Origin of the sequence: Fictibacillus fluitans, from assembly GCF_030418125.1 — a bacterium.
In the GTDB taxonomy this organism is placed as follows: Bacteria; Bacillota; Bacilli; order Bacillales; family Fictibacillaceae; genus Fictibacillus_C; species Fictibacillus_C fluitans.
In genome coordinates, this window is the sequence record NZ_JAUHTR010000009.1 from 64,071 (window position 1) to 87,890 (window position 23,820).

At 44.9% G+C, this 23,820-nt stretch carries 17 protein-coding genes and 1 pseudogene; 16 read left to right on the forward strand and 2 right to left on the reverse strand.

What is annotated here, in order from left to right; all coding sequences use genetic code 11:
• Nucleotides 1-41: 41 nt before the first annotated feature.
• The 4 genes and pseudogenes from QYB97_RS16535 to QYB97_RS16550 form a co-directional block, all read left to right on the forward strand.
• Nucleotides 42-1,193 (forward strand): annotated as a pseudogene (locus tag QYB97_RS16535) (CDP-glycerol glycerophosphotransferase family protein); the annotation flags it as partial.
• Between the two features lie 30 nt (nt 1,194-1,223).
• Nucleotides 1,224-2,048, forward strand: coding sequence for an ABC transporter permease (locus tag QYB97_RS16540; RefSeq protein ID WP_301167126.1), 825 nt, complete (start codon nt 1,224-1,226; stop codon nt 2,046-2,048).
• Between the two features lie 19 nt (nt 2,049-2,067).
• Nucleotides 2,068-2,901: a teichoic acids export ABC transporter ATP-binding subunit TagH gene (gene tagH / locus QYB97_RS16545; protein WP_301167127.1), complete on the forward strand. Its 834-nt coding sequence runs from the start codon at nt 2,068-2,070 to the stop codon at nt 2,899-2,901.
• Nucleotides 2,902-3,032: 131 nt separating this feature from the next.
• The gene (locus QYB97_RS16550; RefSeq protein WP_301167128.1) at nt 3,033-6,383 is read left to right on the forward strand and encodes a CDP-glycerol glycerophosphotransferase family protein; all 3,351 of its coding nucleotides are present in this window, start codon (nt 3,033-3,035) and stop codon (nt 6,381-6,383) included.
• A gap of 37 nt (nt 6,384-6,420) precedes the next feature.
• Here the strand turns inward: QYB97_RS16550 and QYB97_RS16555 are convergent, their stop codons facing one another.
• Together QYB97_RS16555 and QYB97_RS16560 are read right to left on the reverse strand one after the other, a co-directional pair.
• Nucleotides 6,421-7,779 carry a polysaccharide pyruvyl transferase family protein gene (locus tag QYB97_RS16555; RefSeq protein ID WP_301167248.1) on the reverse strand — a complete coding sequence of 453 codons (1,359 nt, stop codon included), beginning with the start codon at nt 7,777-7,779 and terminating at the stop codon, nt 6,421-6,423.
• Between the two features lie 211 nt (nt 7,780-7,990).
• A complete protein-coding gene (locus tag QYB97_RS16560) occupies nt 7,991-9,010 on the reverse strand; it encodes an LCP family protein (RefSeq protein ID WP_301167129.1) in 1,020 nt (339 codons plus the stop codon).
• Nucleotides 9,011-9,456: 446 nt separating this feature from the next.
• On the opposite strand from QYB97_RS16560, the gene QYB97_RS16565 reads away from it, so the two are divergent.
• From QYB97_RS16565 to QYB97_RS16620, 12 genes are all read left to right on the forward strand, one after another.
• Nucleotides 9,457-10,713, forward strand: coding sequence for a glycosyltransferase (locus QYB97_RS16565; protein ID WP_301167249.1), 1,257 nt, complete (start codon nt 9,457-9,459; stop codon nt 10,711-10,713).
• A 1-nt stretch (nt 10,714) separates the two neighbouring features.
• The gene (locus tag QYB97_RS16570) at nt 10,715-12,043 is read left to right on the forward strand and encodes a flippase (RefSeq protein ID WP_301167130.1); all 1,329 of its coding nucleotides are present in this window, start codon (nt 10,715-10,717) and stop codon (nt 12,041-12,043) included.
• Nucleotides 12,044-12,056: 13 nt separating this feature from the next.
• Nucleotides 12,057-12,980 carry an NAD-dependent epimerase/dehydratase family protein gene (locus tag QYB97_RS16575; protein WP_301167131.1) on the forward strand — a complete coding sequence of 308 codons (924 nt, stop codon included), beginning with the start codon at nt 12,057-12,059 and terminating at the stop codon, nt 12,978-12,980.
• 291 nt (nt 12,981-13,271) lie between these two features.
• On the forward strand, nt 13,272-14,306 hold the full coding sequence (locus QYB97_RS16580; RefSeq protein ID WP_301167132.1) for a Gfo/Idh/MocA family protein: 1,035 nt from the start codon (nt 13,272-13,274) through the stop codon (nt 14,304-14,306).
• Entirely contained in the window at nt 14,306-15,646 is a 1,341-nt protein-coding gene (locus QYB97_RS16585) for a nucleotide sugar dehydrogenase (protein ID WP_301167133.1), read from the forward strand. The genes QYB97_RS16580 and QYB97_RS16585 overlap by 1 nt, the downstream gene beginning before the upstream one ends.
• Nucleotides 15,647-15,733: 87 nt before the next feature.
• On the forward strand, nt 15,734-16,957 hold the full coding sequence (locus QYB97_RS16590) for a glycosyltransferase family 4 protein (RefSeq protein ID WP_301167134.1): 1,224 nt from the start codon (nt 15,734-15,736) through the stop codon (nt 16,955-16,957).
• The gene (locus QYB97_RS16595) at nt 16,890-18,146 is read left to right on the forward strand and encodes a glycosyltransferase family 4 protein (RefSeq protein ID WP_301167135.1); all 1,257 of its coding nucleotides are present in this window, start codon (nt 16,890-16,892) and stop codon (nt 18,144-18,146) included. The genes QYB97_RS16590 and QYB97_RS16595 overlap by 68 nt, the downstream gene beginning before the upstream one ends.
• Nucleotides 18,147-18,181: 35 nt before the next feature.
• On the forward strand, nt 18,182-19,330 hold the full coding sequence (locus QYB97_RS16600) for a DegT/DnrJ/EryC1/StrS family aminotransferase (protein ID WP_301167136.1): 1,149 nt from the start codon (nt 18,182-18,184) through the stop codon (nt 19,328-19,330).
• Nucleotides 19,331-19,350: 20 nt separating this feature from the next.
• Nucleotides 19,351-20,073, forward strand: a complete 723-nt coding sequence (locus tag QYB97_RS16605) for an acyltransferase (RefSeq protein ID WP_425589816.1) — start codon at nt 19,351-19,353, stop codon at nt 20,071-20,073.
• Between the two features lie 74 nt (nt 20,074-20,147).
• On the forward strand, nt 20,148-21,635 hold the full coding sequence (locus QYB97_RS16610; protein ID WP_301167137.1) for an O-antigen ligase family protein: 1,488 nt from the start codon (nt 20,148-20,150) through the stop codon (nt 21,633-21,635).
• A gap of 12 nt (nt 21,636-21,647) precedes the next feature.
• Complete coding sequence (locus QYB97_RS16615; RefSeq protein ID WP_301167138.1) at nt 21,648-22,316, forward strand: hypothetical protein; 669 nt, start codon at nt 21,648-21,650, stop codon at nt 22,314-22,316.
• A gap of 225 nt (nt 22,317-22,541) precedes the next feature.
• Nucleotides 22,542-23,624: a glycosyltransferase family 4 protein gene (locus QYB97_RS16620; protein ID WP_301167139.1), complete on the forward strand. Its 1,083-nt coding sequence runs from the start codon at nt 22,542-22,544 to the stop codon at nt 23,622-23,624.
• The last annotated feature ends 196 nt before the right edge of the window (nt 23,625-23,820 follow it).

Consider the following 23,820-nt stretch of genomic DNA (forward strand, 5'->3'; position numbering starts at 1 on the left):
TAAAGCTGAAAAAGTTATGGAAAAGATGGAGAGGGATAAGCATTGCCCAGCGGATATATCACTGCTTTTTTAAGGTTGCTGGGTTTCTTCCCCCTAAGAAAAAATTGGTGATGTTCGAAAGCTTTCTAGGTAAGCAATACAGTGACAATCCCAGAGCTATTTATGAGTACATGAAGCTGCACAAGCCCGAATACACGCTGGTGTGGAGTGTGGCCGAAGGGTCAGAGAAACCGTTTAAGGAAGAGAGCATTTCATATGCGGTCCGGTTCACGCTGAAATGGTTTTTTTATGTGGCCAGGGCCGAGTACTGGGTAACAAACAGCAGGCTGCCGCTGTGGATTCCAAAGCCTCATCATACGACCTATGTGCAAACGTGGCATGGAACGCCGCTGAAGCGCCTGGCGGCCGACATGGAAGAGGTTCATATGCCTGGAACAACAACCGACGCCTATAAAAAGAATTTTCACCGGGAATCAAAGAAATGGGATTATCTGATTTCTCCTAATGCTTATTCCACTGAGATTTTCCGGAGGGCTTTTCAGTTTGATAAAGAAGTGATTGAATGCGGCTATCCCAGAAATGACGTACTGTATACTGAAAATAACCCGGAACAAGTGGCAAAACTAAAAAAGAGGCTTGGAATTCCAAGCGGCAAACAAGTCATCCTGTATGCACCGACATGGAGGGATGACCAGTTTTATGAAAGAGGACGCTATAAGTTTGAACTGACACTGAATTTACATGCTTTGCGAAAAGCATTTGGAGATAAATATGTTATCATATTAAGAATGCATTACCTTGTAGCAGAGAACTTTGATCTCTCGCCATATGAAGGTTTTGCTTTCGATTTTTCCTATCATGAAGACATTCGGGATTTATATCTGTGTTCAGACCTGATGATTACGGATTACTCATCGGTATTTTTTGATTACGCGAATCTGCGGCGGCCGATCATTTTCTTTGTCTATGACATTGAAACATACAGGGACAAGCTTCGGGGATTTTATTTTGACTTTGAAAACAATGCTCCCGGGCCGCTCGTAAAGACAACCGGGGAAGTAATTGAAGCGATCAGGAAATATGAAGAGGCGAACTTTAAGGTTCACTCCGAAGCTTTCGAGAACTTTTATGAACGATTTTGCTATTTGGAAAGTGGACAATCTTCTCACAAAGCCGTTCAAAAAGTATTCTAAACCAATCTCTTTGGGAGAGGATTACAAACAATGATTTCAGCTTTTAAAGTATTAAATGAACAAATCAACAGCTTCTACCTCATGATTCGTCTATCGATGTATGAGCTTAAGATAAAGAATAATAACAACTATTTGGGAATGCTTTGGGAGGTCATCAATCCGGCCATTCAGGTAGCTGTATACTGGATGGTGTTTGGGATGGGAATCCGGCAGGGAAGAAGCGTGGGAACAGCAGGACATGAGGTTCCCTTCCTGCAATGGCTGGTCTCGGGGATTATCGTCTGGTTCTTTATCAGTCCGGCAATTCTAAACGGCTCTAAAGCGATCTATACCCGCATCAAGATTATCGCCAAGATGAACTTTCCGTTAAGTGTCATTCCGAGCTATGTCATTTTTTCGATATTCTATCCGAATGTGATGCTGCTCGCATTGATCGCCGTCATCTTTCAGTTCACGGATCACGGAAAGATTTCGCTTTATTACCTGCAGCTTCCCTACTATATGTTGGCAGCTATAGCACTTGTCTTTTCACTGTCACTGATCACGTCGACCCTTTCTACAATCGTTCGTGACGTCCAGATGTTTGTACAGTCAATTATGCGGATGCTGTTTTACGTTACACCGATTTTATGGGTTCCAGATCCTAAGAAACTTCCTGAATTCATTAATCTTATTTTAAAAGGGAATCCTTTTAGTTATATTGTTGAAGGATACCGGGACGCTATGTTAAGCAGGGCATGGTTTTTTGAACATTGGGAACACACGCTGTATTTCTGGGGCTTTGTTCTGGTTCTGTTCATAATCGGTTCCGCACTCCACGTGAAATTAAGAAACCGATTCGTGGATTACTTGTAAGAATACAGGAGAGATGGACATGAGTAACCAAACCGTTATCGTACGCGATGTTACAAAAAAATATAAGATGTATAAAAAGCCGGCCGAAAAGCTGCTCGATATTATTTTGCCAAAGGGCTATGGCGAGGACTTTTATGCGATTCAAAATATCAGCTTTGAAGCGAATCAGGGTGATGTCATCGGGATTGTCGGTGTGAACGGGTCAGGAAAGTCAACCTTGTCCAACCTTATATCCGGGATTATTCCGCCCACATCAGGGACGATTGAATTAAATGGAGAAGTCTCACTGATCGCGATTGCTTCAGGTTTAAATAACGAGCTGACCGGACGGGAAAACATAGAGCTGAAATGTTTGATGCTTGGCTTCAGCAAGCAGGACATTAAACGGCTTGAACCGGAAATCATTGAATTTGCCGAGATCGGAAAGTTCATTGACCAGCCAGTAAAAAAATACTCAAGCGGAATGAAGTCGCGCCTTGGATTCGCCATTTCGGTGACAGTAAACCCGGATATCCTCGTTATTGACGAAGCCTTGTCGGTAGGTGACCAAACTTTCGCTGATAAATGCCTGGACAAGATGAACGAATTTAAAGAACAGGGCAAAACCATCTTCTTCATCAGCCATTCCATGGGCCAGGTGAAAAAGTTCTGTGAAAAGATTCTTTGGCTGGAATATGGTGAAGTTCGTGCCTACGGGCCAATGAAAGAAATTCTTCCGAAATATCAGGAATTTCTCAAGGAATACAAAGCCATGTCCAAGGAAGAGAAGAAACGCTTCAAGCAACAAGTACAGCTTAAGCAGAGCGGCCAGAACAAGCCTGGAGACAAGCTGCAAACCTCATCTGCAAAGTAACAAGCTCGGAGAAAGCCTTTGTTGAAGAGAACGGGTGCTGCGTTCATAAAGACGTCAGGCACCCTTTTTCTGATATACCGCAAGTATGCGCTTACACCTGTGAACCAAAGTGATAGAGGGAGAATGGAAGAATGAAAAGTCGAACGGGCATTTTAAATCGAATCATACATATGCTGCGGCCAGAAAAAAAGGTTGGCAAAAGAAAGACATTTAAGAAACGTTTGATAATCAGCCAAACGGAGGAGAAGGTCACCGTTCAGGGACAGCTGGGAACACATGCCCTCGTCAGGGAGCTTCTGTTTTTATCACGGAATACCGGAGAGATGATGAAGGTGGCAGAAATTAATCCGTCCTCCAGTTTTTCGTTTGATATCCGTGTGAGCGACATCGATTCCAGTTTTCCCGGTGAAGAACGAATGAACTTTGATCTGTACCTGGGAATACAGCGGCCTGCTGAAGAGGTAAAGGAGGACTTCCTGGAAGGAAAGATGGACCAGGCAGTTTTTTATCCCCGGGAAGATGGCGGGCAGGATGTTTGCTACCCCATCCGTCTCGGCCGATTTGCTGAAATGGACTATATGGAATTTATACCTTTTCAATCCGAAGAAGGCTTAAGTTCATATCTTTATGTTACAAAAAAAGGAAACGTGTCTTTTGTGACCCGCGGAATGGTCAACATAAAGCCGAAGGTGCAGATTGATGAGATGTACTTCCGAAAGGACAAGCTCTCTTTTAACGGAAAACTTTTCACAAGGGATGCGGGCATCAAAAGCATTCAATTGCTGTTAAAGGGCCGTGATACCAATGTGGAAAAACGGCTTCCGGCTGAAGTTGAAAAGATGCAGGAAGAAACGCGGCTGAAGTTCGGAATGCACCGCTACAAATATGGAGTGAATGTGGATTTCGAGCCGTTGTTTAATGATCCGATGTACGGCCAGGATATTTATGATTTCTACTTTGAACTGAGCTTTGGCTTTCCTCATCCGCCGGTTCTTGTCAGAATTGGCCGGCCAAGATTCCAGGTTAAGTATTTTTTGAGGGATGGCTATGCCAGGGCAGGCGAAAAAACGTATGCCCTCGCGCCTTATTTTACCTTTAAAGGGTTTAATCTTTCACTTCAAGTGGATGAATTCGAGAAGAGCACCTACGAGTACCTCAGAAGAATCAAGCGCTGGGCATGGCTTCTGCGGCCATTTTATAAAAAACGAAACATATGGCTGGTGGGGGAGCGCCCCTATAAAGCGCAGGATACAGGATACCACTTCTTCAACTATGTACGAAAGCAGCATCCGCAGCAGGATGTGTATTATGTGATCGAGAAGGATTCCCCGGAATTAAGAAATGTGGAAGCACTCGGCAACATTCTTTACTTTAAATCAAAGGAACACATTTTCCATACCTTTATGGCACAAAAAGTGATCGGTTCGCATCATCCGGATTATTTGTATCCATTGCGAACCAAACAGTATAAAAAAGCCATAAAAGCCACAAAAATCTTTTTGCAGCATGGAGTCATGGGGACCAAAAATATGGTGGCCAACTATGGGAAACAGGCGCCGGGATTTGATACCGACCTGTTTTTGGTCAGCTCAGACTTTGAAAAAAATATGATTGTCCATGATTTTGGCTACAATCCAAACGATGTGGCCATTACCGGGCTTTCAAGGTTTGACAGCCTGCTCGCTGAAGATGTTGAGAAAAAACGGCAGCTGTTAATTATTCCAACCTGGCGGGACTGGATTATCACCGATGAAGTCTTCATCGAAAGTGAGTATTTTGAACGCTACCGGGAGCTTATCAATCATCCAGAGCTTCATCAATTGGCGGCTTCGCTGAATTTTGAGATCGTGTTTTGTCTGCATCCCAACATGCAGAAATTCACCTCTTATTTTACCGGCTCCCCAGTGCGTGTGATCAGCCAGGGAGAAGTAGATGTTCAGCGGCTGCTGAAGGAAAGCGCCATGATGATTACCGATTATTCATCGGTCGGGTTTGATTTCAGCTTTCTTCATAAACCAATTCTGTATTATCAGTTTGACCAAAACCGCTTTATCGGAAAACGGCCGTCACACCTTGATCTGGAAAATGATTTGCCAGGGAAAATCGTACTCGATGCTGAGGAGATTCTTTCAGAGGTGAAAAAATACGGAGAACGTGACTTTGCTGCAGAAGAACAATACATCAGGCGTTCGTACAAATTTTTGAAATACAGGGACCGTCATCATAATGACCGTATTTATGAAGCGGTTGCGGAATTCCCCGCGAAAAAGCACTGGTTCCGTGCGTTGGAGGATGATGAACTCATTCAGGCCTTTTTCCGAAGGTACCGCAGAAGCAAATATTATTATCCGTCCATGCGTTTCTTTTATAAAATGGCACAGCGATTCCTTCCGGTTGATGAAAATCTGATTGTTTTTGAAAGCGGGGTAGGGAAGCAGTATGCGGACAGCCCGCGGGCCATTTATGAGGAAATTCTCAGGCGTGGACTCAACTATAAAAAGGTTTGGATCTACAATCAAAAAGGCATGTTCATGGACCCTGACACAAAAGTTGTTAAACGGCTTAGCCCAAGCTATTATTACTATCTTGCAAAAGCAAAGTACTGGGTTAACAATCAGAACTTCCCGACCTATCTCGGAAAACGGAAGCAAACGACTTATATCCAAACCTGGCACGGGACACCTCTGAAGAAGATGCTTTTTGATATTGAACAGGTGGAAGGCCGGGACGAAGGATATGTCGAACGTGTGCATAAGGCAACCAAGACATGGGACTATCTGATTTCCCCAAGTCCATATGCCACTCAGGCGTTTAGAAGCGCGTTCCGCTACAATGGCGAGATGCTCGAGGTCGGATATCCGCGAAACGACATTTTTTACAGGGATGACCGAAGCCAGGTGGCAGAAAGCATCCGTCAGCGGTTAAGCATACCGGAAGATAAAAAGGTCATTCTGTATGCACCGACCTTTCGGGACAATCAAACGTCCAAAAACAATAAATTCACCTTTGAACTGCAATTCGATTTTGAACAAATGCAGCACGAGCTGGGGGATGACTATGTGCTCCTGCTCCGAATGCATGTAGTTGTCAGCAACAAGGTATCCATTCCTGAAGAATATAAGAGCTTCGTCTACAATGTCTCAAGCTATCCTGATATTCAGGATTTGTATCTCGTGACTGACATTTTGATCACTGATTATTCCTCGGTCATGTTTGACTTTGCGAATATGAAGCGGCCGATCCTCTTCTTTACGTACGATTTTGAGATGTACCGTGATCAGCTGCGGGGCTTTTATATGGATTTTGAAAAGGAAGCACCCGGGCCGCTGCTGAGAACATCCGACCAAGTGACACAGTCCATTAAAAATATAGAAACGGTTAAGCATGACTACAGTGAGCGATATGCGGCTTTTCATGAGAAATACTGCAGCCTTGAAGATGGCGGTGCAGCGAGCCGGGTCGTCGACCGTTTCTTTGCTTAAATAAAAGAAAAAACGCCCCAGAAATGGGGCGTTTTTGTTATTTTACGATGTCGGCTACTTTTAATGCCAGTTTTACACTTTTACGGTTTAGTGTTCCGCGCTGCTTTTTAATGATTTTATCTTTTTCGCTGATTTTCGCTGTCAGTTTCTTCTTGGCCTTTTCAGCTTTTTCGTTCACTTTTGGATAATAGCTTTCCCAGCGCTTAGCCATCTCTTCTTTCGTGCAGCCCGTAATGGTGCCAATCGGAGGACGAACCTTGATTTGGGCCATTTTGTCATCGAGTGGTACAGAAGAAGGAGTCATTGTTTCTTTATAGATATGATCAAGATTATTCTTGTTAAGGAAATCAATATAATGATCGAAGTTTTGACCTTGATTTTTGGTTACGGATTGGAAATCAAGCGTTTCGACAAGATCCATTATATTGGTTTGCTCGGTAATTTCATTGGCCATAATATGAGTAAGGTTATGGTATTCAGCCAGCTCTCTCATACGTGCATCCTTTGGAATGAGGATGCTTGGTGTTCCTGCCAGAACAGCGGCAATGTTTCCGTGCAGTCTCGCGCCGAAGCTTAAGTCGGCTTGTTTAAGGAAATCAAACCAGCCGGTGGCATTAAGCGGATAACGGACACGGTCTTCCAGGTATAATGGGTGGGACATTCGGTTCGGATAGCTGTCCTTCGCGTCGGATACCGAAGGAGCACCCACATACGTCATGACCATTTCTTTCATCCACTGAGGGATAAAATAATGATTTGGGAACTGATTCATGCTTCGGTCGATAAAATCAAGCACGTTCTTAGGTGACAGGCGTGAAGAGTTAACACTTACTATAGAATCTGGCGTGATGTTTGTCTCGCGTATTTTAAGTTCCCGTCCATACGCATACATGGAAGGACAGCCAATAACCGTATGATCCGTTCCTTCACGGAAGCCGAGTCTTGTAAGATAATCAGATGTAATTTGGCCGCGCAATCCAATAATGGATGACTTTTCCAATACCGCGCTCACAAAAGCTTTGACATCTTCATCAAAAGAGAAGCTTTCATCGAGTTTCGGCTCAAACGGCGCACGAAGTCCAACGCCGATCACAACCACTGGAATCTTCAGCTTTTTGATTAACTTGGTATATTTGCGCAATGAGGGGACAAAGTCCTCACGGAAGGCATCTGCCAAAGGAATAATGTACGCATCGTACTTTTCGTTGATCTCATCCGCATACTTAGAATCATAGTCATAATGGTCCGGTGTAATGGTTGTTCCCTCAGTCATTAGGGTACGGAATGCACTGTATTGATACACCAGGTTACCCACATTTCCACCGATGGAATTGTTCATAATAATCTTTGTTGGATCATAATTGTCGTACGGTGCCATTCCGGCACGAATAATCATATTTTTACTCAATTTTCAAATCCCCCTGTTTTCTATCTGTAGTTTAAAATTTATGCAACCTAAGTCTATACCCGTTCTCTAACTATCTTAAAAGCTTAATGGCTTTGTCGAAAAATGTCAAATGATCTTTGTTTTGAAAATTAGGGGTAAAAATCCAGTTATTTCAATAAGCGGAAAAAGAAAAAGCCGGCCATGACGGCCAGCTTTATTTCTAATTGGTACTATTGTCTGAACTTGTATTTGCTGTTCCTGTTCCTGTTCCCTTGTAGTTTAGGTGTTCCTTCAATTTATTTTGAACCTCAAGTACAGATTGCTCGTCCAAGGAATAATAATAGATATTATTGATTCTTGCGTCGCTTCCTTTCAGGCTCAGCGACTCGATGTTGTCTACTGATTTCGCGTATTTAAGGAGCGCAACCATGTTGCCGAGTGTGAAGTTTGTGGACATATTGTCTCCGACGTTTTCAATCAGCTGGCCATACTTTGGAATGGACTTGATTTGTGTGGATTCTTTAATGATGGCTTCCACGATCTGTTTTTGCCTGTCTCCCCGCATGATATCAGAGTCGGCATGACGGGTACGGGCATAAGCAAGAGCTTCCTCAGGGTTCAGCCTCTGCTTGCCGGGTTCAATGGTAATGGCTTTCGGACGGTCTTTGCTGTCCTGCTCCACGATTTTCTTTTTCACATCCACATCCACGCCGCCTAGCGTGTCTACAATTTGCAAGAAAGCGTCAAAGTTAACGCGTACATAGTAGTCTACCGGCAGATTAAACAAATGTTCCACGGTATCAACAGTAAGGTCGATGCCGCCATAGGCATGTGCATGTGTAATTTTATCCTTGTTGATCCGTCCGGGTATCTGAACGTAGGAATCACGCGGTATGCTGACCATTCTTACGGATTTATTTTCCCGGTTAAAGGTGGCTAAAATGAGGGCATCGGTACGGTTGCCTTCAAATCCCTTTTCGCCTTTCCGGTGTTTACTGTCGTCAATACCTGCGATCAGAACAGAAAAGTTATCTTTGCCAGGGTCAATGGCATTAAGGCGGAGATTCGACTTTCCTCCCCTTGAGAGCGTCTCTTGCGCTTTTGTTGAAGCATTCGCTAATTTATACGTTAAATAAGATCCGAAACCGACTGTTCCTAATAGAATAAGAAGCAGTGGAAAGACGATAAACTTGATGCGTCTTTTTTTCTTCTTCTTTTTCCGAATTTGTTGACGGTCCATCTATTATATTCTCCTTTTTATCTCTTCTTCTATCTATATGAGTTAATAATGTGGTTCGTTTACTGATGGAACAACAGACAATCTTCCGGTCCCTTGTCGAATAGCCTCGACATAAGGAACGTAAATTTATGGAAGCATACAATAAAGATACCTTTAAAGTTGTGTAAATTCAATAAAAAAATTATAAAGAATATTACATATTAATGAAGAATATTGGTGTTGTAAAGCCTAATCACGCATTATTTTACAAAAGTTTCATGAAAAATTTAAGGTGCGTTAACATTAACCCCCTATCATAAGAATTCAGGCCTCCTTACGGAAAAAGTAAGGTTTCACAAATGAAAATGGCCTTCGAAAGATTAAGAGAACGGCCTTATACGGGCTTGTTTTTGGAAAGAATGAAGAAAGCAGCATGGATATCAAGGATGGTGAACACATTGCAAAACGTGAATGAAACAGCAAGAACGCACATGATTCTTATAACCAACCGTTATCCCTATCTGCCCGGGGAGCAGTTCTTGGAAACCGAAATGAAGTATATGGCGAACCTATTTGAGAAAATAGATATTGCTTCAGTCAACGGGAGCGGGGAAGTGCGGAGTGTTCCTGATCATATTGGACTGCACTCCATACCGGGAAGACCGGGAGGCACGAAAAAGTATATTCATACCTTTTACAGTGTAACCGCCGATCCCCAGGGACGCCGCTGGCTTTCAGCAGAGCTTCCAAAAGCCAGGGCATTTGGAAGCAAAGGGCTGATGCAGCTGGCCAACTGGCTAAGTCATGCCCTCAGAATTCGTGATGAACTAAAGAAAAAGTGGCTCAATGATCCGGAGTTCGAAATAAAGAATGCCGTGTTTTACTCCTATTGGCTGACGCCGGCTGCTGTTGCGCTGGCTATGCTGAAGGAAACCTATCCGGAACTTCTGGCAGTTTCGCGGGCGCACGGCGGAGATGTATATGATTACAGGCATTCACCTCCTTATCTTCCGTTTCAGGAACGGGTGATTAATGCGTTGAATTCAGTGAATATCATCTCTGAGGATGGAAAAAAATTTTTGGAAGGCAAGTATTCCGGTGAAGAAGCTAATCTTCTTGTTCACCGTTTGGGTACAGAAAAACCAGGATTTAAGTCTTCACCATCAGGCGACGGTATATTGAGGATTGTAACCTGTTCGTATGTGAAGCCTGTGAAACGGCTGGACCTGCTTGTTGATGCTTTAAAGCAGACAACCATTCCGGTCCACTGGACTCATATCGGGGATGGCGAAGAGCGTGAACAGCTGGAAAGAAAAGCAAAGGAAGAACTGGATGACCACATTGCCATTGATTTCAAGGGGCACTGGACGCAGCAGCAGATCTTCGAATTTTACAGGACCAGTCCGGTGGACCTTTTTGTTAATGTCAGCGCAAGTGAAGGAATTCCGGTGACGATTATGGAAGCTTTCAGTACAGGAATTCCCGTTATTGCAACGGATGTAGGCGGGGTCCGGGAACTGGTCGATGAAAGCAATGGCTTTCTGATCCCCTCTGATGTCTCTGCAAAAGAACTGGCGGGTTATATTGAGAAATTTGCGGCGCTGCCACTTGAGCAAAAACAAACCTATCGTGACCATGCCTATGGTAAATGGGAACAGGAATACAATGCCGAAAAGAATTACCACAGATTTTTAATTAGTGTAAAGAATGGGAGCGGTTCGTGATATGAGCGACGGCAACCGAAGCTTTGTCAGAAACAGTTTCTTGACGTTTTCGAGACAGGTGACGAACATCGTGATCGGTATTCTCCTGCTGGTGGTGCTTGCCCGGATTCTGGGCCCCGCAGGGCAGGGTAAATACTCGCTGATCACCCTTCTTCCTACGGTATTGCTCACCTTTTTGACGCTGGGCATCAACACCTCCACCATTTATTACATCAGTAAAGGGGAGGTTAAGCTCAATACCGTCTACAACAATAATATTATTATCGGAACTTTGCTGAGCCTTGTCAGCATAGTTGTCGGTGCGGTCGTTATCTACTTTTTTTCGGATAAGTTCTTCAGTCATACGCCGCATCTTCTCTTGTACTTATGCCTGCTTGCCCTGCCATTCATGTTTTTGCGTGAATATTTCCAGACGGTGTTTCAGGGGCTGCAGGACTTTAAGCTGTTCAACACTGCGATGGTGGTCAACCAGCTTGGTATTTTGACCTTTGTGGCCATTTTTGTACTGATCTTCCGGCTTGGTCTGGAAGGCGCCATCATGGCGTTTATAGCCGGGAACCTGATTAACGTGATCTACATGGTGTACCAGCTGAAGAAAAGGCATAAATTGCGCTTTGATATTCGGGGGTTTTCATGGGAGTACTTTCGCAAGTCAGTGAAATACGGTTTGAAAGCACATATCAGTAACTTTGCCAGCTTTCTGAACTACCGCATTGTTATCTTCCTTATCGGTTTCTTCATGGTGGATTCGGCAGTGGGGATTTATGTTACGGCGATGAATATTGGGGAGAGACTTGCCATTTTTGCGGCATCGGTGTCAAATGTACTTTACCCGAAAATTGCTGCCATCGAAACGGAAGAAGAACGGAACCATTTGACCTCCCTGGTATCGAGGAATATTTTGGCGATCACGTTTGTTATCGCTTTGGCCGGGACGCTTATCGCAAAAGATTTGATTGTCACACTGTTTGGCGAGCAGTATGAAAACAGTGCAAACCTGCTTCGAATCATTTTGCCGGGTGTCGCATTGCTTTCCGTTGAAAAGATTTTGTCCAACGACATCGCGGGAAGAGGAAAGCCGGAATTGAACATGTATCTATCCATCTTTAACGTGCTGTTTAACCTGCTTCTAAACGTGGTTCTTATACCGAAGTTTGGTTTAAGCGGTGCCGCTCTTTCGGCGACCATTACGTATTTTGTCAGCTTTGTGGTCAAAATCTTTCTTTACAAAAAAGTCACGAACGAACCATATCACCGTTTTTTGCTCGTAAAGAAAAGCGATCTGCAATTCTATAAGAAAGTCATTCGCAAACTAAAACTCAGGTATTAGCGGAGGGAAAAGCATGAATGTATTGATTACAGGCGGTGCCGGATTTGTCGGCACTTTTACGAAAAAGGCTTTGAAAAATGAGGGGTACAACCCGATTCTGCTGGATAATTTTCTAACAGGCAGCACAGCCAATGTCCAATTGGATGATGTGATCATAAAGGGCGACATCCTGGATCCCTCGCTAAAAGAGGTGCTGGAGCCTTACGGGATCGAGGCCATCATCCACCTGGCGGCCCAGACCAGTGTGCCGTCTTCTGTCGCCGATCCCCTGAACGACATGCAATTGAACATTGAGGGAACAGTACGGATGCTGGAATTGGCCCGGTCGCTTTCCGTGAAGAAGTTTGTTTTTGCCTCCACAGCAGCCGTTTATGGCAACAATGAACAGGTACCGCTCAAAGAAGGTGAACACCTGGTGCCAACCGCTCCGTATGGCGTCTCCAAGGCTTCGTGCGAGATGTATGTTTCGGCTTTTTGTCAGGCAAATGATATCGGCTATTCCATTCTCCGCTATTCCAATATTTATGGTCCGAAGCAGACAAAGGACGGAGAAGGCGGAGTCATTAAGATCTTTTTGGATAAGCTGCTCAATGGAGAGCCTGTTTCCATATTTGGTGATGGTGGACAGACCCGCGACTTTATTTATGTGGAGGACATTGCACGTGCCAATTGTGCCGCATTGCAGGTAGAAGACGGGGTTTACAACGTGAGCTCCAATGAGGAAATTACCGTGAATGACCTGTACCGGATTATGGCAAGTGAAATGGGCAGTGAGCTTAAGCCTGTTTATGGAGAGCCACGTGAAGGAGATATCTACCGAAGCTGTTTGGACAATGAAAGGTTCAAGAACATTTCGAGCTGGAAACCCGAAATATCCTTGACTGACGGCATACGGGAAACGGTCAGACAAATGCAGCGCGCCGAGAATTTAACATAATTGAATACAGGGCAAGAATATATATAAAGCACTCTTCTGTTTTTAGGAGGGTGCTTTTTTATATGCACAGGAGATCAGGGGAACCGTTCACGAAGCCGTTTATTAAGGAAATGTAAATCCCGGATCGCAGACGCCGTAAGACTTTGATGAAAAAGACCGCAAAAACAGCGTCTTTTTGTAAATTGGCTTAACAATCTCTTAACCGAGAATTTACCTGAATTCGCTTGGAAATACTATAAAATAAACGAAGAAATCTAGTGTAAAGCAAGCCAGAGTGAAGGAGTTTTGTCGATGCTTAATTTTGCGATTGTAGGATGCGGCCATATTGCTAAAAAACATGCAGAGGCCATTGATCGGGCAGAAGGGGCGGAACTTATCGCTGTCTGTGACATGATCCCGGAAAATATGGAATTTTACAGTAACGCGTATAATGCCAGAACATACACAGATTATACGGAAATGCTGGCTGACAAGGATATAGATGTTATCAATATTTGCACACCCAGCGGCTTTCATGCGTCATTGGCCGTACAGGGAGCAAAAGCCAAGAAGCACATTGTTGTAGAAAAGCCGATTGCTCTTTTAATGGATGACACAAACGCAATGATTGAAGCGTGTAAACAAAATGGCGTAAAGCTTGCAGTCGTTCACCCGAACAGGTTCCGTCCGGCGATGAAAAAGCTGAAGGAAGCTGTGGAAAGCGGTAAGCTCGGCAAAATCAGCCACGTTAACGCTACTGTCCGCTGGAACAGAAACCAGGCATATTATGACCAGGCTCCCTGGAGAGGAACAAAGGGGCTCGACGGCGGTGTTCTGATGAACCAGGCGATCCACAACCTGGACTTAATGCTCTGGATGATGGGCGGTGTTCATGAGGTATTCAGCATGAGCGCAACCCGCATCCGTGATATAGAAGCGGAAGATGTTTGCACCGGTCTCGTTAAATTTACAAGCGGGGCACTGGGCGTGATTGAGACAGCGACCACCATCTACCCAAAAAACTTTGAAGAATCCCTCGCCATTTTCGGCGAAAAAGGAAGCATCAAAATTGGCGGGCCAACCGCGGTCAACGTGGAACACTGGGTGGTTGAAGGAACAACTGAACAAGAGACAGAGGAACTGAAGAAATCCATTAAGGAAGACCCATTCGGAAAACCCGGCCATCAATGCATTATCGAAGATATGGTCGAAGCGGTTCAAGAGAACCGGGAACCCATCGTTACGGGTGAGGACGGCAAAAAGGCACTGGAGCTTGTCCTCGCACTGTATGAATCAGCCGAAAGCAATCAGCCGGTAAAAATGCAACCTCAGGAGGTTTTAAACTAATGGAAACCCTACAGCAAACACAACGGGATGTAACACAGCAATTGCTGAACAAGATCCAAACGAAAGAAGCAGTCATCGGAGTGGTGGGACTTGGCTATGTAGGACTTCCACTCGCTGTCGAAAAGGCGAAGGCAGGGTATAAGGTCATTGGTTTTGATGTCCAGGAAAGCCGTGTTGATATGGTGAACGACGGCATTAACTATATCGGGGACGTGGTGGATGAGGAACTGGCGATGCTCACTTCCAAAAAACAGATCCGGGCAACCACCGACTATTCCCTGATTTCAGAAGTGGATGCAGTTGCCATCTGCGTTCCAACACCGCTTGATATTTACCGCCAGCCTGACACATCCTATGTAGAAAGCTCAGGTAAAGAAATCGCGAAGTTTCTCCATGAAGGCATGCTCATCGTACTTGAGAGCACGACCTATCCGGGTACAACAGAGGAATTGCTTCGCCCGATCCTTGAGTCCTCTGGATTTAAATGCGGAAAGGAATTTCATCTCGCATATTCTCCGGAACGGGTGGATCCTGGCAATAAAGTGTTTAATACAAAAAACACACCAAAAGTTGTCGGCGGTGTAACACCGGCTTGTACCAAGGTTGCTTCAGCCCTTTATCGCGCAGTGCTTGAAGGCGAAGTTCATGAAGTAAGCAGCCCTTCCGTAGCTGAAATGGAAAAAATTCTTGAGAACACCTTTCGGAACATCAATATCGGCCTTGCCAACGAAATGGCCATCCTGTGTGACAAAATGAACATCAACGTATGGGAAGTGATTGATGCAGCGAAAACAAAGCCATACGGTTTCATGGCCTTTTATCCGGGACCAGGACTTGGCGGCCACTGCATTCCAATTGATCCGTTTTACCTCACCTGGAAGGCTCGTGAGTACAACTATCATACCCGCCTGATCGAAACCGCGGGAGAAATCAACAACAGCATGGCAGACTTTGTACTCGAGCGCAGCATGAAAATTCTTAACCAGGAAAAGAAAGCAATGAATGGTGCCACTATTGTCATCCTTGGCGTCGCGTACAAAAAGGATATCGAGGATATGAGAGAGTCACCGGTTATTCCGATTCTGGAAAAACTTGATACCGCAGGTGCACGGTTTACCGTCGTTGATCCTCATGTCAAAACCTTCCGCTACATGGGAGGCATCGTGGAAACACACGAGCTGACAAAAGAAGTCCTTGAGAATGCGGACATGGTTCTCCTGACCACCGACCACACAGCATTTGACTATGAACTGATCGCCGAGCACAGCCCGGTACTCTTTGATACAAGAAACGCAATGAAAGAACTCTCTTCCAAAGTAAAAACGTACCACCTGCTGTAGAACCAGTCACAAAAGAAAAAACCAGGCCCATCCGGTCTGGTTTTCCATGCCAATGGTAAACTCACAAACTGAAGGTAGTGAACCACCGTGAAAATTTGTCATTTAACTTCTGTTCATCCCGCTGATGATATCCGTATCTTTGTAAAAGAGTGCCGGTCACTCGCAAATGCGGGGCACGATGTATATTTAGTAGCACCCAATACCGAAAATAAAATAATAGACGGCGTAAAAGTAGTCGGCATAACGTCAGCCTCAGGCAGCCGTTATAAGCGCATGGTGGATGCGGCAAAATCTGTTTACAGGGCAGCCATTGAAATTGATGCGGAGGTTTATCATTTTCATGATCCAGAACTTATGGTCATTGGACTTCTTCTTAAAAGAAAAGGCAAAAAGGTCATCTACGATGTTCATGAAGATGTGCCGGAGCAGGTATTGTCCAAGCAATGGATTCCAAAGCCGCTCCGAAAAAATATATCGGTATCGGTCAGAAGGATGGAAAAATTTGCAGCGGCTAAATTTGATGCCGTCGTTACGGCCACACCGACGATTACCAGGCGCTTCAAAACCTATAATGCAAATACGGTGACGGTTCACAACTTTCCGATCTTGCAAGAACTGATTGAAAACTCGCCAAGGGCTGGGCTGAAACCAAGAAAAGACAACAGCTTTTTGTATATTGGCGGAATCACTGAGCTTCGCGGCATTAAGGAAATGCTGCTGGCGATTGAATTCCTGAATGGACGGGGAGACGAGGGAGAGCTGGTGCTTGCAGGGAAGTTCGCTCCTCCGGCTCTTGAGCAGGAAATGAAACAGAAGGAAGGGTGGCCCCATGTTGACCATAAAGGCTGGCTCGGGCGAAGCGAAGTAAAAGAAGTGCTTTCCCAGTCCACCGCAGGCCTCGTTCTGATTCGGCCTGAGCCCCGTTACATGGTGTCGTATCCGATCAAATTGTTTGAATACATGGCTGCGGGCATTCCTTCCATCGCATCCAACTTTCCGTTATGGGAAGACTTCGTGATCGGCAACCAATGCGGATTGTGTGTCGATCCGCTGGACCCAGAGGCCATAGCGGACGCCATGAAATGGCTGATGGAGAATCCGGAGGAAGCAAGACAGATGGGCGAGAACGGAAGAAAAGCGGTCATCGAGAAATACAACTGGGAAAAAGAAAGCCAGGAACTGATTGCGTTATATAAAAGGCTGGCCCCGGCCGGCGACAGGTCTTTAATATGGAGTGAGTCAGATGAAGGTATGGATATTAAATCACGTAGCATTAAAACCATCGGAAACAGGAATAACCAGACACTATGACATTGCTCATGAACTGGTAAAAAAAGACCATAAAATCAGGATTTTCGCAAGCAGCTTCCTGGCTTACAAATTTGTCTGGAGAAACAAGCACAAGAAAAATTACAAAGAGAACGTCAATGGCGTCATTTTTGAATGGCTGTGGACGCTTCCCTACCAGGGGAACGGAGTTATGCGCATTTTGAACATGATTTCGTTTTTCTTCATGGCGCTGTTAAGAGGAATGATGAAGAAGGAACGGCCGGATGCCGTCGTTGGATCTTCGGTTCATTTGTTTGCCTGTCTGGCTGCCTATTATTTAAGCCGCTGGAAAAAAGCTTCCTATATTGTGGAGATCAGGGATTTATGGCCGAGAACGCTCATTGAGCTTGGCTCGATGTCAAAATACCATCCCGCCGTTCTCATGTTTGGAGCCATCGAAAAGTTCGTATACAAACGGGCGGATCAGATTATCGTTACACTTCCCGGAGCCGCAGAGTATATCAAGGAAATGGGAGTGGACGAAAGCATCATCCATGTGATTCCAAACGGGATCAATATGGACCGGATGGAAGAAAAGGAAGGCAAGAGCTCTCTGCAGGATGAAATCGAGAGAATTAAAGAAAGGCACGGGCAGGTGGCCATGTATGTAGGCTCCCACGGAGTGGCAAATTCTCTGGAAACCGTCGTCAACAGCGCGAAATTCATTCCCGCCGACCAGGCAGCATTTGTTCTTGTAGGAGACGGCCCTGAAAAAGAGAAGTTGAAGAAGCTGGCGAGTGACTATGAGCATGTCTACTTTTTTGACGGCATACCGAAAAAAGAAGTTATGCCAACGCTTGACCTTGCGGATGTGCTTTTGGTTTCGATGCTCGACACTACACTCTATAAATACGGAATTTCACTTAATAAATTGAACGACTACCTGTTAATCGGAAAGCCGATTCTTTTTGCAGGCAATGTTTACAATGATATTGTGTCCGAAGCAAAAGCGGGGGTCACCGTGCCTCCCGAAAAGCCTGGCGCATTTGCTGACGGGCTGGTGGAACTGCTTAATCTGACTGGGGAAGAAAAAGCTGAAATCGCCAGCAGCAGCTACCGTTATGTGAATGACAAGCACAACATCACAAAGCTGGCAGACCGTTTTCTGGACATTTGTGCCTACCGTGATCGCGAAGCGGAAACGCCGGCGTACCAGCTTTCAAGAAATTAAGATAAACCTAAAATACAGAGAAAGAGGGATCATGAATGAAAGTGCCTATGCTTGATCTATCAGAACAATATCAGTCATTGAAAGAGGAGATTTTTGCAAGCTTGGAAGAAATCATGTCTGGATCCCGATTCATCCTTGGGGACAACGTAAAAAAGCTGGAGAAGGATGTAGCGGATTACAGCTCTGCCAAATACGGTGTCGGGGTGGCAAACGGGAGTGACGCCCTTCATATCTCCCTGCTTGGATGCGGCGTGAAAGCAGGGGATGAAGTCATCGTACCCGCTTTTACCTTTTTTGCAACTGCAGGAGCAGTCGCAAGAGCTGGCGCAGTACCTGTATTCGTGGACATTGACCCAAAAACGTACAATATTGATCCGGCAAAAATTGAAGAAGCTGTTACTGAAAAAACAAAGGCAGTCATTCCTGTGCACCTGTACGGACAGATGGCGGACATGGAACCAATTGCTGAAATCGCCAAAAAGCATAACCTCGCCATTATTGAAGATGCGGCTCAAGCCATCGGATCCAAGTACAAAGGAAAAAATGTCGGGGAGCTTGGCACGACGGCAACCTACAGTTTTTTCCCGACAAAGAACCTCGGAGGCTATGGGGACGGCGGTATGATCATCACTGATGATGAAGACGTTGCAGAAACTATGCGTGTCATCCGCGTTCATGGAAGCAAACCGAAATACTACCACCATATTTTGGGATACAACAGCCGTCTGGATGAACTTCAGGCTGGCATTTTGAATGTAAAGTTTCCTCATTTAAACACATGGAGCGAAGCACGCCGCGAAAAAGCTGCTCTATATACCGAACTGCTGAATGAAAAGCTTGGAAATCTCGTCGTAACACCATTCGTGGAAGAGCACAACTACCATGTTTTCCACCAGTATACGATTCAGGTGCCTGACCGAACCGGTTTGCAGGAGTATTTGAAAGAGAAGGGCGTAGGGTCCATGATTTATTATCCAAAGCCGCTTCACCTTCAGCCTGTATTCAGTGAGCTCGGTTACAAGGAAGGCGATCTGCCTGAAACCGAAAAAGCAGCAGAAGCAGTATTGTCTCTTCCAATGTTTCCTGAATTGAAAAGAGAACAGCAGGAATATGTGGTGGAACAAATTGCTGCCTACTTCAACAATCATCCTGCCAAAGAAAAGAAAGAAACATCCTTCGCATAATCAGGACAAGGGGAAAAGAGGTGTATCCATTGACAGTCAGCCAGGGAAGTAACGTGGTAATCGGAGAAAATGTCCAACTTGGAGAGAATGTCATCATCGGCCATAACGTGGTCATTTATGACGGAGCTACAATTGGCAATAACTGCATCATTCAGGATAATGCGGTGATCGGCAAGCAGCCGGCGCGAGCAAAAAACTCGGCCTTGCCGGAGCTGAAAACCCTGCCGCCGGCACAGATTGGTTCAGGTGTGACGATTGGAACCAATTCTATTATTTATGCAAGTGCCGAACTTGGGGATGACGTTTTTGTTGCGGATCTGGCAACAGTAAGGGAACGTGTAACGGTGGGTGAAAAAACCATTATCGGCCGGGGAGCAGCCGTCGAAAATGACTGTGTCATCGGTGTGAAATGCAAAATTGAAACCAATGCCTACATTACAGCTTATTCGGAATTGGAAGACTTGGTATTTATCGCTCCCGCCGTGGTAACGACCAATGATAATTATATGGCGCGGTCGAAGGAACGTTTTAAGCACTTTAAGGGAGTTACCGTCAAAAAAGGAGGAAGAATCGGAGCCAACTCAACGATCCTTCCAGGCAAGGTAATCGGGCAGGAAGCAGCAGTTGCCGCAGGAAGCCTCGTGACCAAAGATGTCGAGAGTGAAACCCTGGTAGCAGGACATCCGGCCAGAACATTCAGATCAGTACCTGATGACCAGCTGCTCAAAAACCAGGAAGCGTAACCTTCTGCCGTGTTTTCCTCAATCACAGCCAGGAATGCACTACTTTGGAGGAAGGCGAAGGAGGTGGAAATAAAATGCCGGATTTGCGTAATATTCTTGAATCAAAAATAACTCAAGTCATCCTTGCGCTTTTGTTTGCTGCATTTGCAGGCAGCTGGCTTCTCGGCAGAGTACCTGTCCAGTCACCTGTTCTGCTTTCAGGAGCGCTAGTGGGCTATATCATATTGATTGCTGTTTTTCTTGCGGCCAGACCGGTTATCCAGGAGATTCCTTTTACAACATTGCTGTTCTATCTTCTGGTTTTTACTTCCTTTCTTGGAGCCGGCATTCTCAGCATTCCGGCTGGGCCAATCACTATGTTTCCATACAGGATAGTGTACATGGTCATGGTTCCTGTCTTCCTGTACCTTGCTCTTTACCGAAGGGAAGGACTGCAATGGGACAAGGTGAAGATCAAACCGGTTTTATATTTTCACCTGTTTTGGGTGCTGTATGCCCTGTTTTCGTTAAGTTGGACACGCTCTTTTTCTATGGGAGCGGTTGATCTGATCTTCCTCGTCATTGGTATTTCCCTCATCTTTTTTATGGTGCTTCTGCTGAAAAAAGAAGAGGAATATATACATGTGTACTGGATCTGGCTCGTGATGTTTGCAGTATTGACGGCGATCGGGCTCTGGAACCATGTCACGCACAACCATCTTGCCATCTCGAGGATCAATCAGGTGGCAGACTATCAAAAAGGAATTCCGACTTCTGTGTTCGTGAACGAAAATGATTTTGCCAGCTTTATCTCTGTCAGCTTTTTTCTTGCCCTGGCTTTTGTGCACCGTACAAAATCATGGCTGTTAAAAGCAGCGGGCGGATCGGTGATGCTTGTTTCTCTCTATGTACTTGTTTACACGTCATCCCGGGCAAATTATATTGCCATCCCACTGGGACTGTTGTTCTGGTTTGTTTTTTTAACGAACCGGAACGTCAAAAAAGCCTTGATTCTGCTTGGGGCAGCGGGGGGAGTTGCATTGGCAGCCATGTACCCGGCCAAGCTCATGGCTGTTGTGACAAAGGTGGAAGGCATACTGATATCCCTCATGACTTCGGATGCTCCTGAAGCGGAAATCACCTCGGTGGATATCCGGTCCAACCTGATCAAAAACGCATGGTTATTTTTTGAGAGAAGTTTTGGATTTGGAATCGGCTCAGGAAACTCAAAATACTATCTGATGCATTTTGCCGAGTACCCGACAAAGGGAATCATCAATGTCCATAACTGGTGGATGGAAATTCTGGCCAATTATGGAGCAATGATTTTTATCGGGTATATCCTTCTGTATTTATGGGTGATCCTGCAGCTTTTTCGCATTTTCAGACAATCTTATACCCGCTATGAAAAAATGATCAGTGAAGGGCTGCTTGGCGGCATGATCGCTTTTTCGCTTTCCTGCATCAGCCCAAGCTCACAAATATCATTAAACTATCTTTGGCTTCTTTTCGCATTCTCCTTAAGTTTTATTAATTATTGGAGAGTGAAACAAAATGAGCGGCCATATCGACCAATGAAGTAAGGGAGTAAGTGTATGGACAAGGAAATGAAAGAAATTACAGAAAGCATCTGGCACCGATTTAAAAAGTTCTTTATTTTATTGCTGCTGATACCGATATTAACCACTGTGATCGCTTATTTTATAGCATCCAGGGAACCAGGCACTTCCCAGGCGGATGCCAAAATTAAACTGGGGTCTGCTGAAAACGCAACATTGAATACCCCTGACAGTGCGAAAGAGTATCTTTTAAGTGATGAATTTCTCCGTTCGGTCAAAGGCTTGAGCAAGGATGAAGAGAAAGAGCTAAAAGAAAAGCTTCAGGTTGTGCCTCAAACAGATACCATCATCACCCTGAGCCTTAGTGATGAAAATAAAAACAAAGCAAAAGCCCAATTGAAGTCTGTGGTAAAGGCCTTTATGAACGAGAGCGGCAATCAGTCTGAAAAATGGAGAACAACCCTTAAGGATCAGATTAAAAAGGTAGAGGGAACCCAGGTTTCAGGCGAAGGAACAATTAAAAAAGAAGAATATCTGTTTGATCTCAAAACCAGGGCGCTTAAAATAAAAGATCCGAAATTACTTGAAAAAGTAGATACAACAGACACGAATGCCAATCCGAAACGAAAAGCTATACTAGGTCTCCTGGTCGGATTACTTCTTAGTGCATCACTGCTTCTGCTTCCGGAAATTTTTAAAAAGTAGCGTTAATTCTCTCAATTGGTGGTATAAAGAAGAGATGGCTAAAGTAAAAATCCCTCAGTGAAGCGGGAATCGAAGCAGTAAGTATAGTTTTACTTTTGTTTATGACCGTTTCGAGATATAATTTCTGAAGAGATGAATGCGAATTTTCATGGGGTGTTGTTGGGCAACATAAGCAGGGTGGAGCTTTGCTTAAAATCCATTGAAGAGTAAAAAAAGAGGGATAACATGAATGTTCAATTGATCATTGCCGCGTTAGTCTCATTCGCGGTGGTAGCGATCGCCATGCCTTTTATTATCAAACTGGCGATCCGCCTGAATGTGACTGACAAACCAAATCAACGAAAAGTTCACGATAAAATAATGCCCCGCTGGGGAGGAGTTGGAATCTTCTTCGGAGTGGTGGTCGGATATTTTGTCTCGGGCCTGTATGAAATGCAGCTAACCGGGATTATTGTTGGCGCGATTATGATAGTGATGATCGGCATGATTGACGATAAATTTGAATTAAGCGCGAGAGTGAAGCTGGTCGGCCAGATTTTTGCCGCCCTTCTCGTTGCCTCTACCGGGTTAACGATAGAATTGATAACCATACCTTTTGTTGGTACATTTCATTTAGGTCCATGGGCATACATTACGACGATCTTCTGGATCATCGCCATCACCAATGCGATCAACCTGATTGATGGGCTTGATGGCCTCGCGGGAGGCGTGTCCATCATTGTCATGGTTACCATTGCAATCATGGCTGGATTAAACGGAAACATGATGATCCTTACATTGGCGCTGATCATTGCGGCGTCAACGGCAGGATTCCTGATGTACAATTTCAGCCCGGCTAAAATATTCATGGGAGATGCGGGTTCCTTGTTTCTCGGATACTCCATTTCCATTTTATCCTTGCTTGGACTGTACAAAAGCGTAACGCTTTTCAGTTTTGTCGTACCCATTATCATACTTGGCGTACCTGTGTTTGATACGTCATTTGCGATCATCCGGAGAATGGCAAACAAAACGCCGATTTCAGCTCCGGACAAAGGGCATCTGCATCACCGCCTGATCAACCTTGGGTGGTCGCACCGCAAAACCGTGCTGGTCATCTATGCACTCAGCATCATTTTCAGTGTGGCGGCCGTGGTTTTTGAATCCAGTACGTTATGGGGCTCTGTAGTGATTGTTATCGGTTTATTGCTCATGCTTGAAGTGATTGCCGAAATCATTGGCCTCGTGCATCATAAATACCGCCCGGTGCTGTTTCTGTACAAGAAGTTTATCGGAACCATGCAGGTTAACAGCCCGGATAAAGACTAACCGCAAAATAACGAGAGAAAGTGTCAGGCTATCCCAAGCCTGGCGCTTTTTTATTTGCCTTAAAATAATGAAGGTAATCCTAAAATAATGCAGATATTTGGTCCATTTGCAGGGCGAATTTATTCTTATACTATATGTAAACGCTTTCAGATGTATGAAGTGTTTTTATTTCAGGAGGTGAGTCATTCCGCGGTTT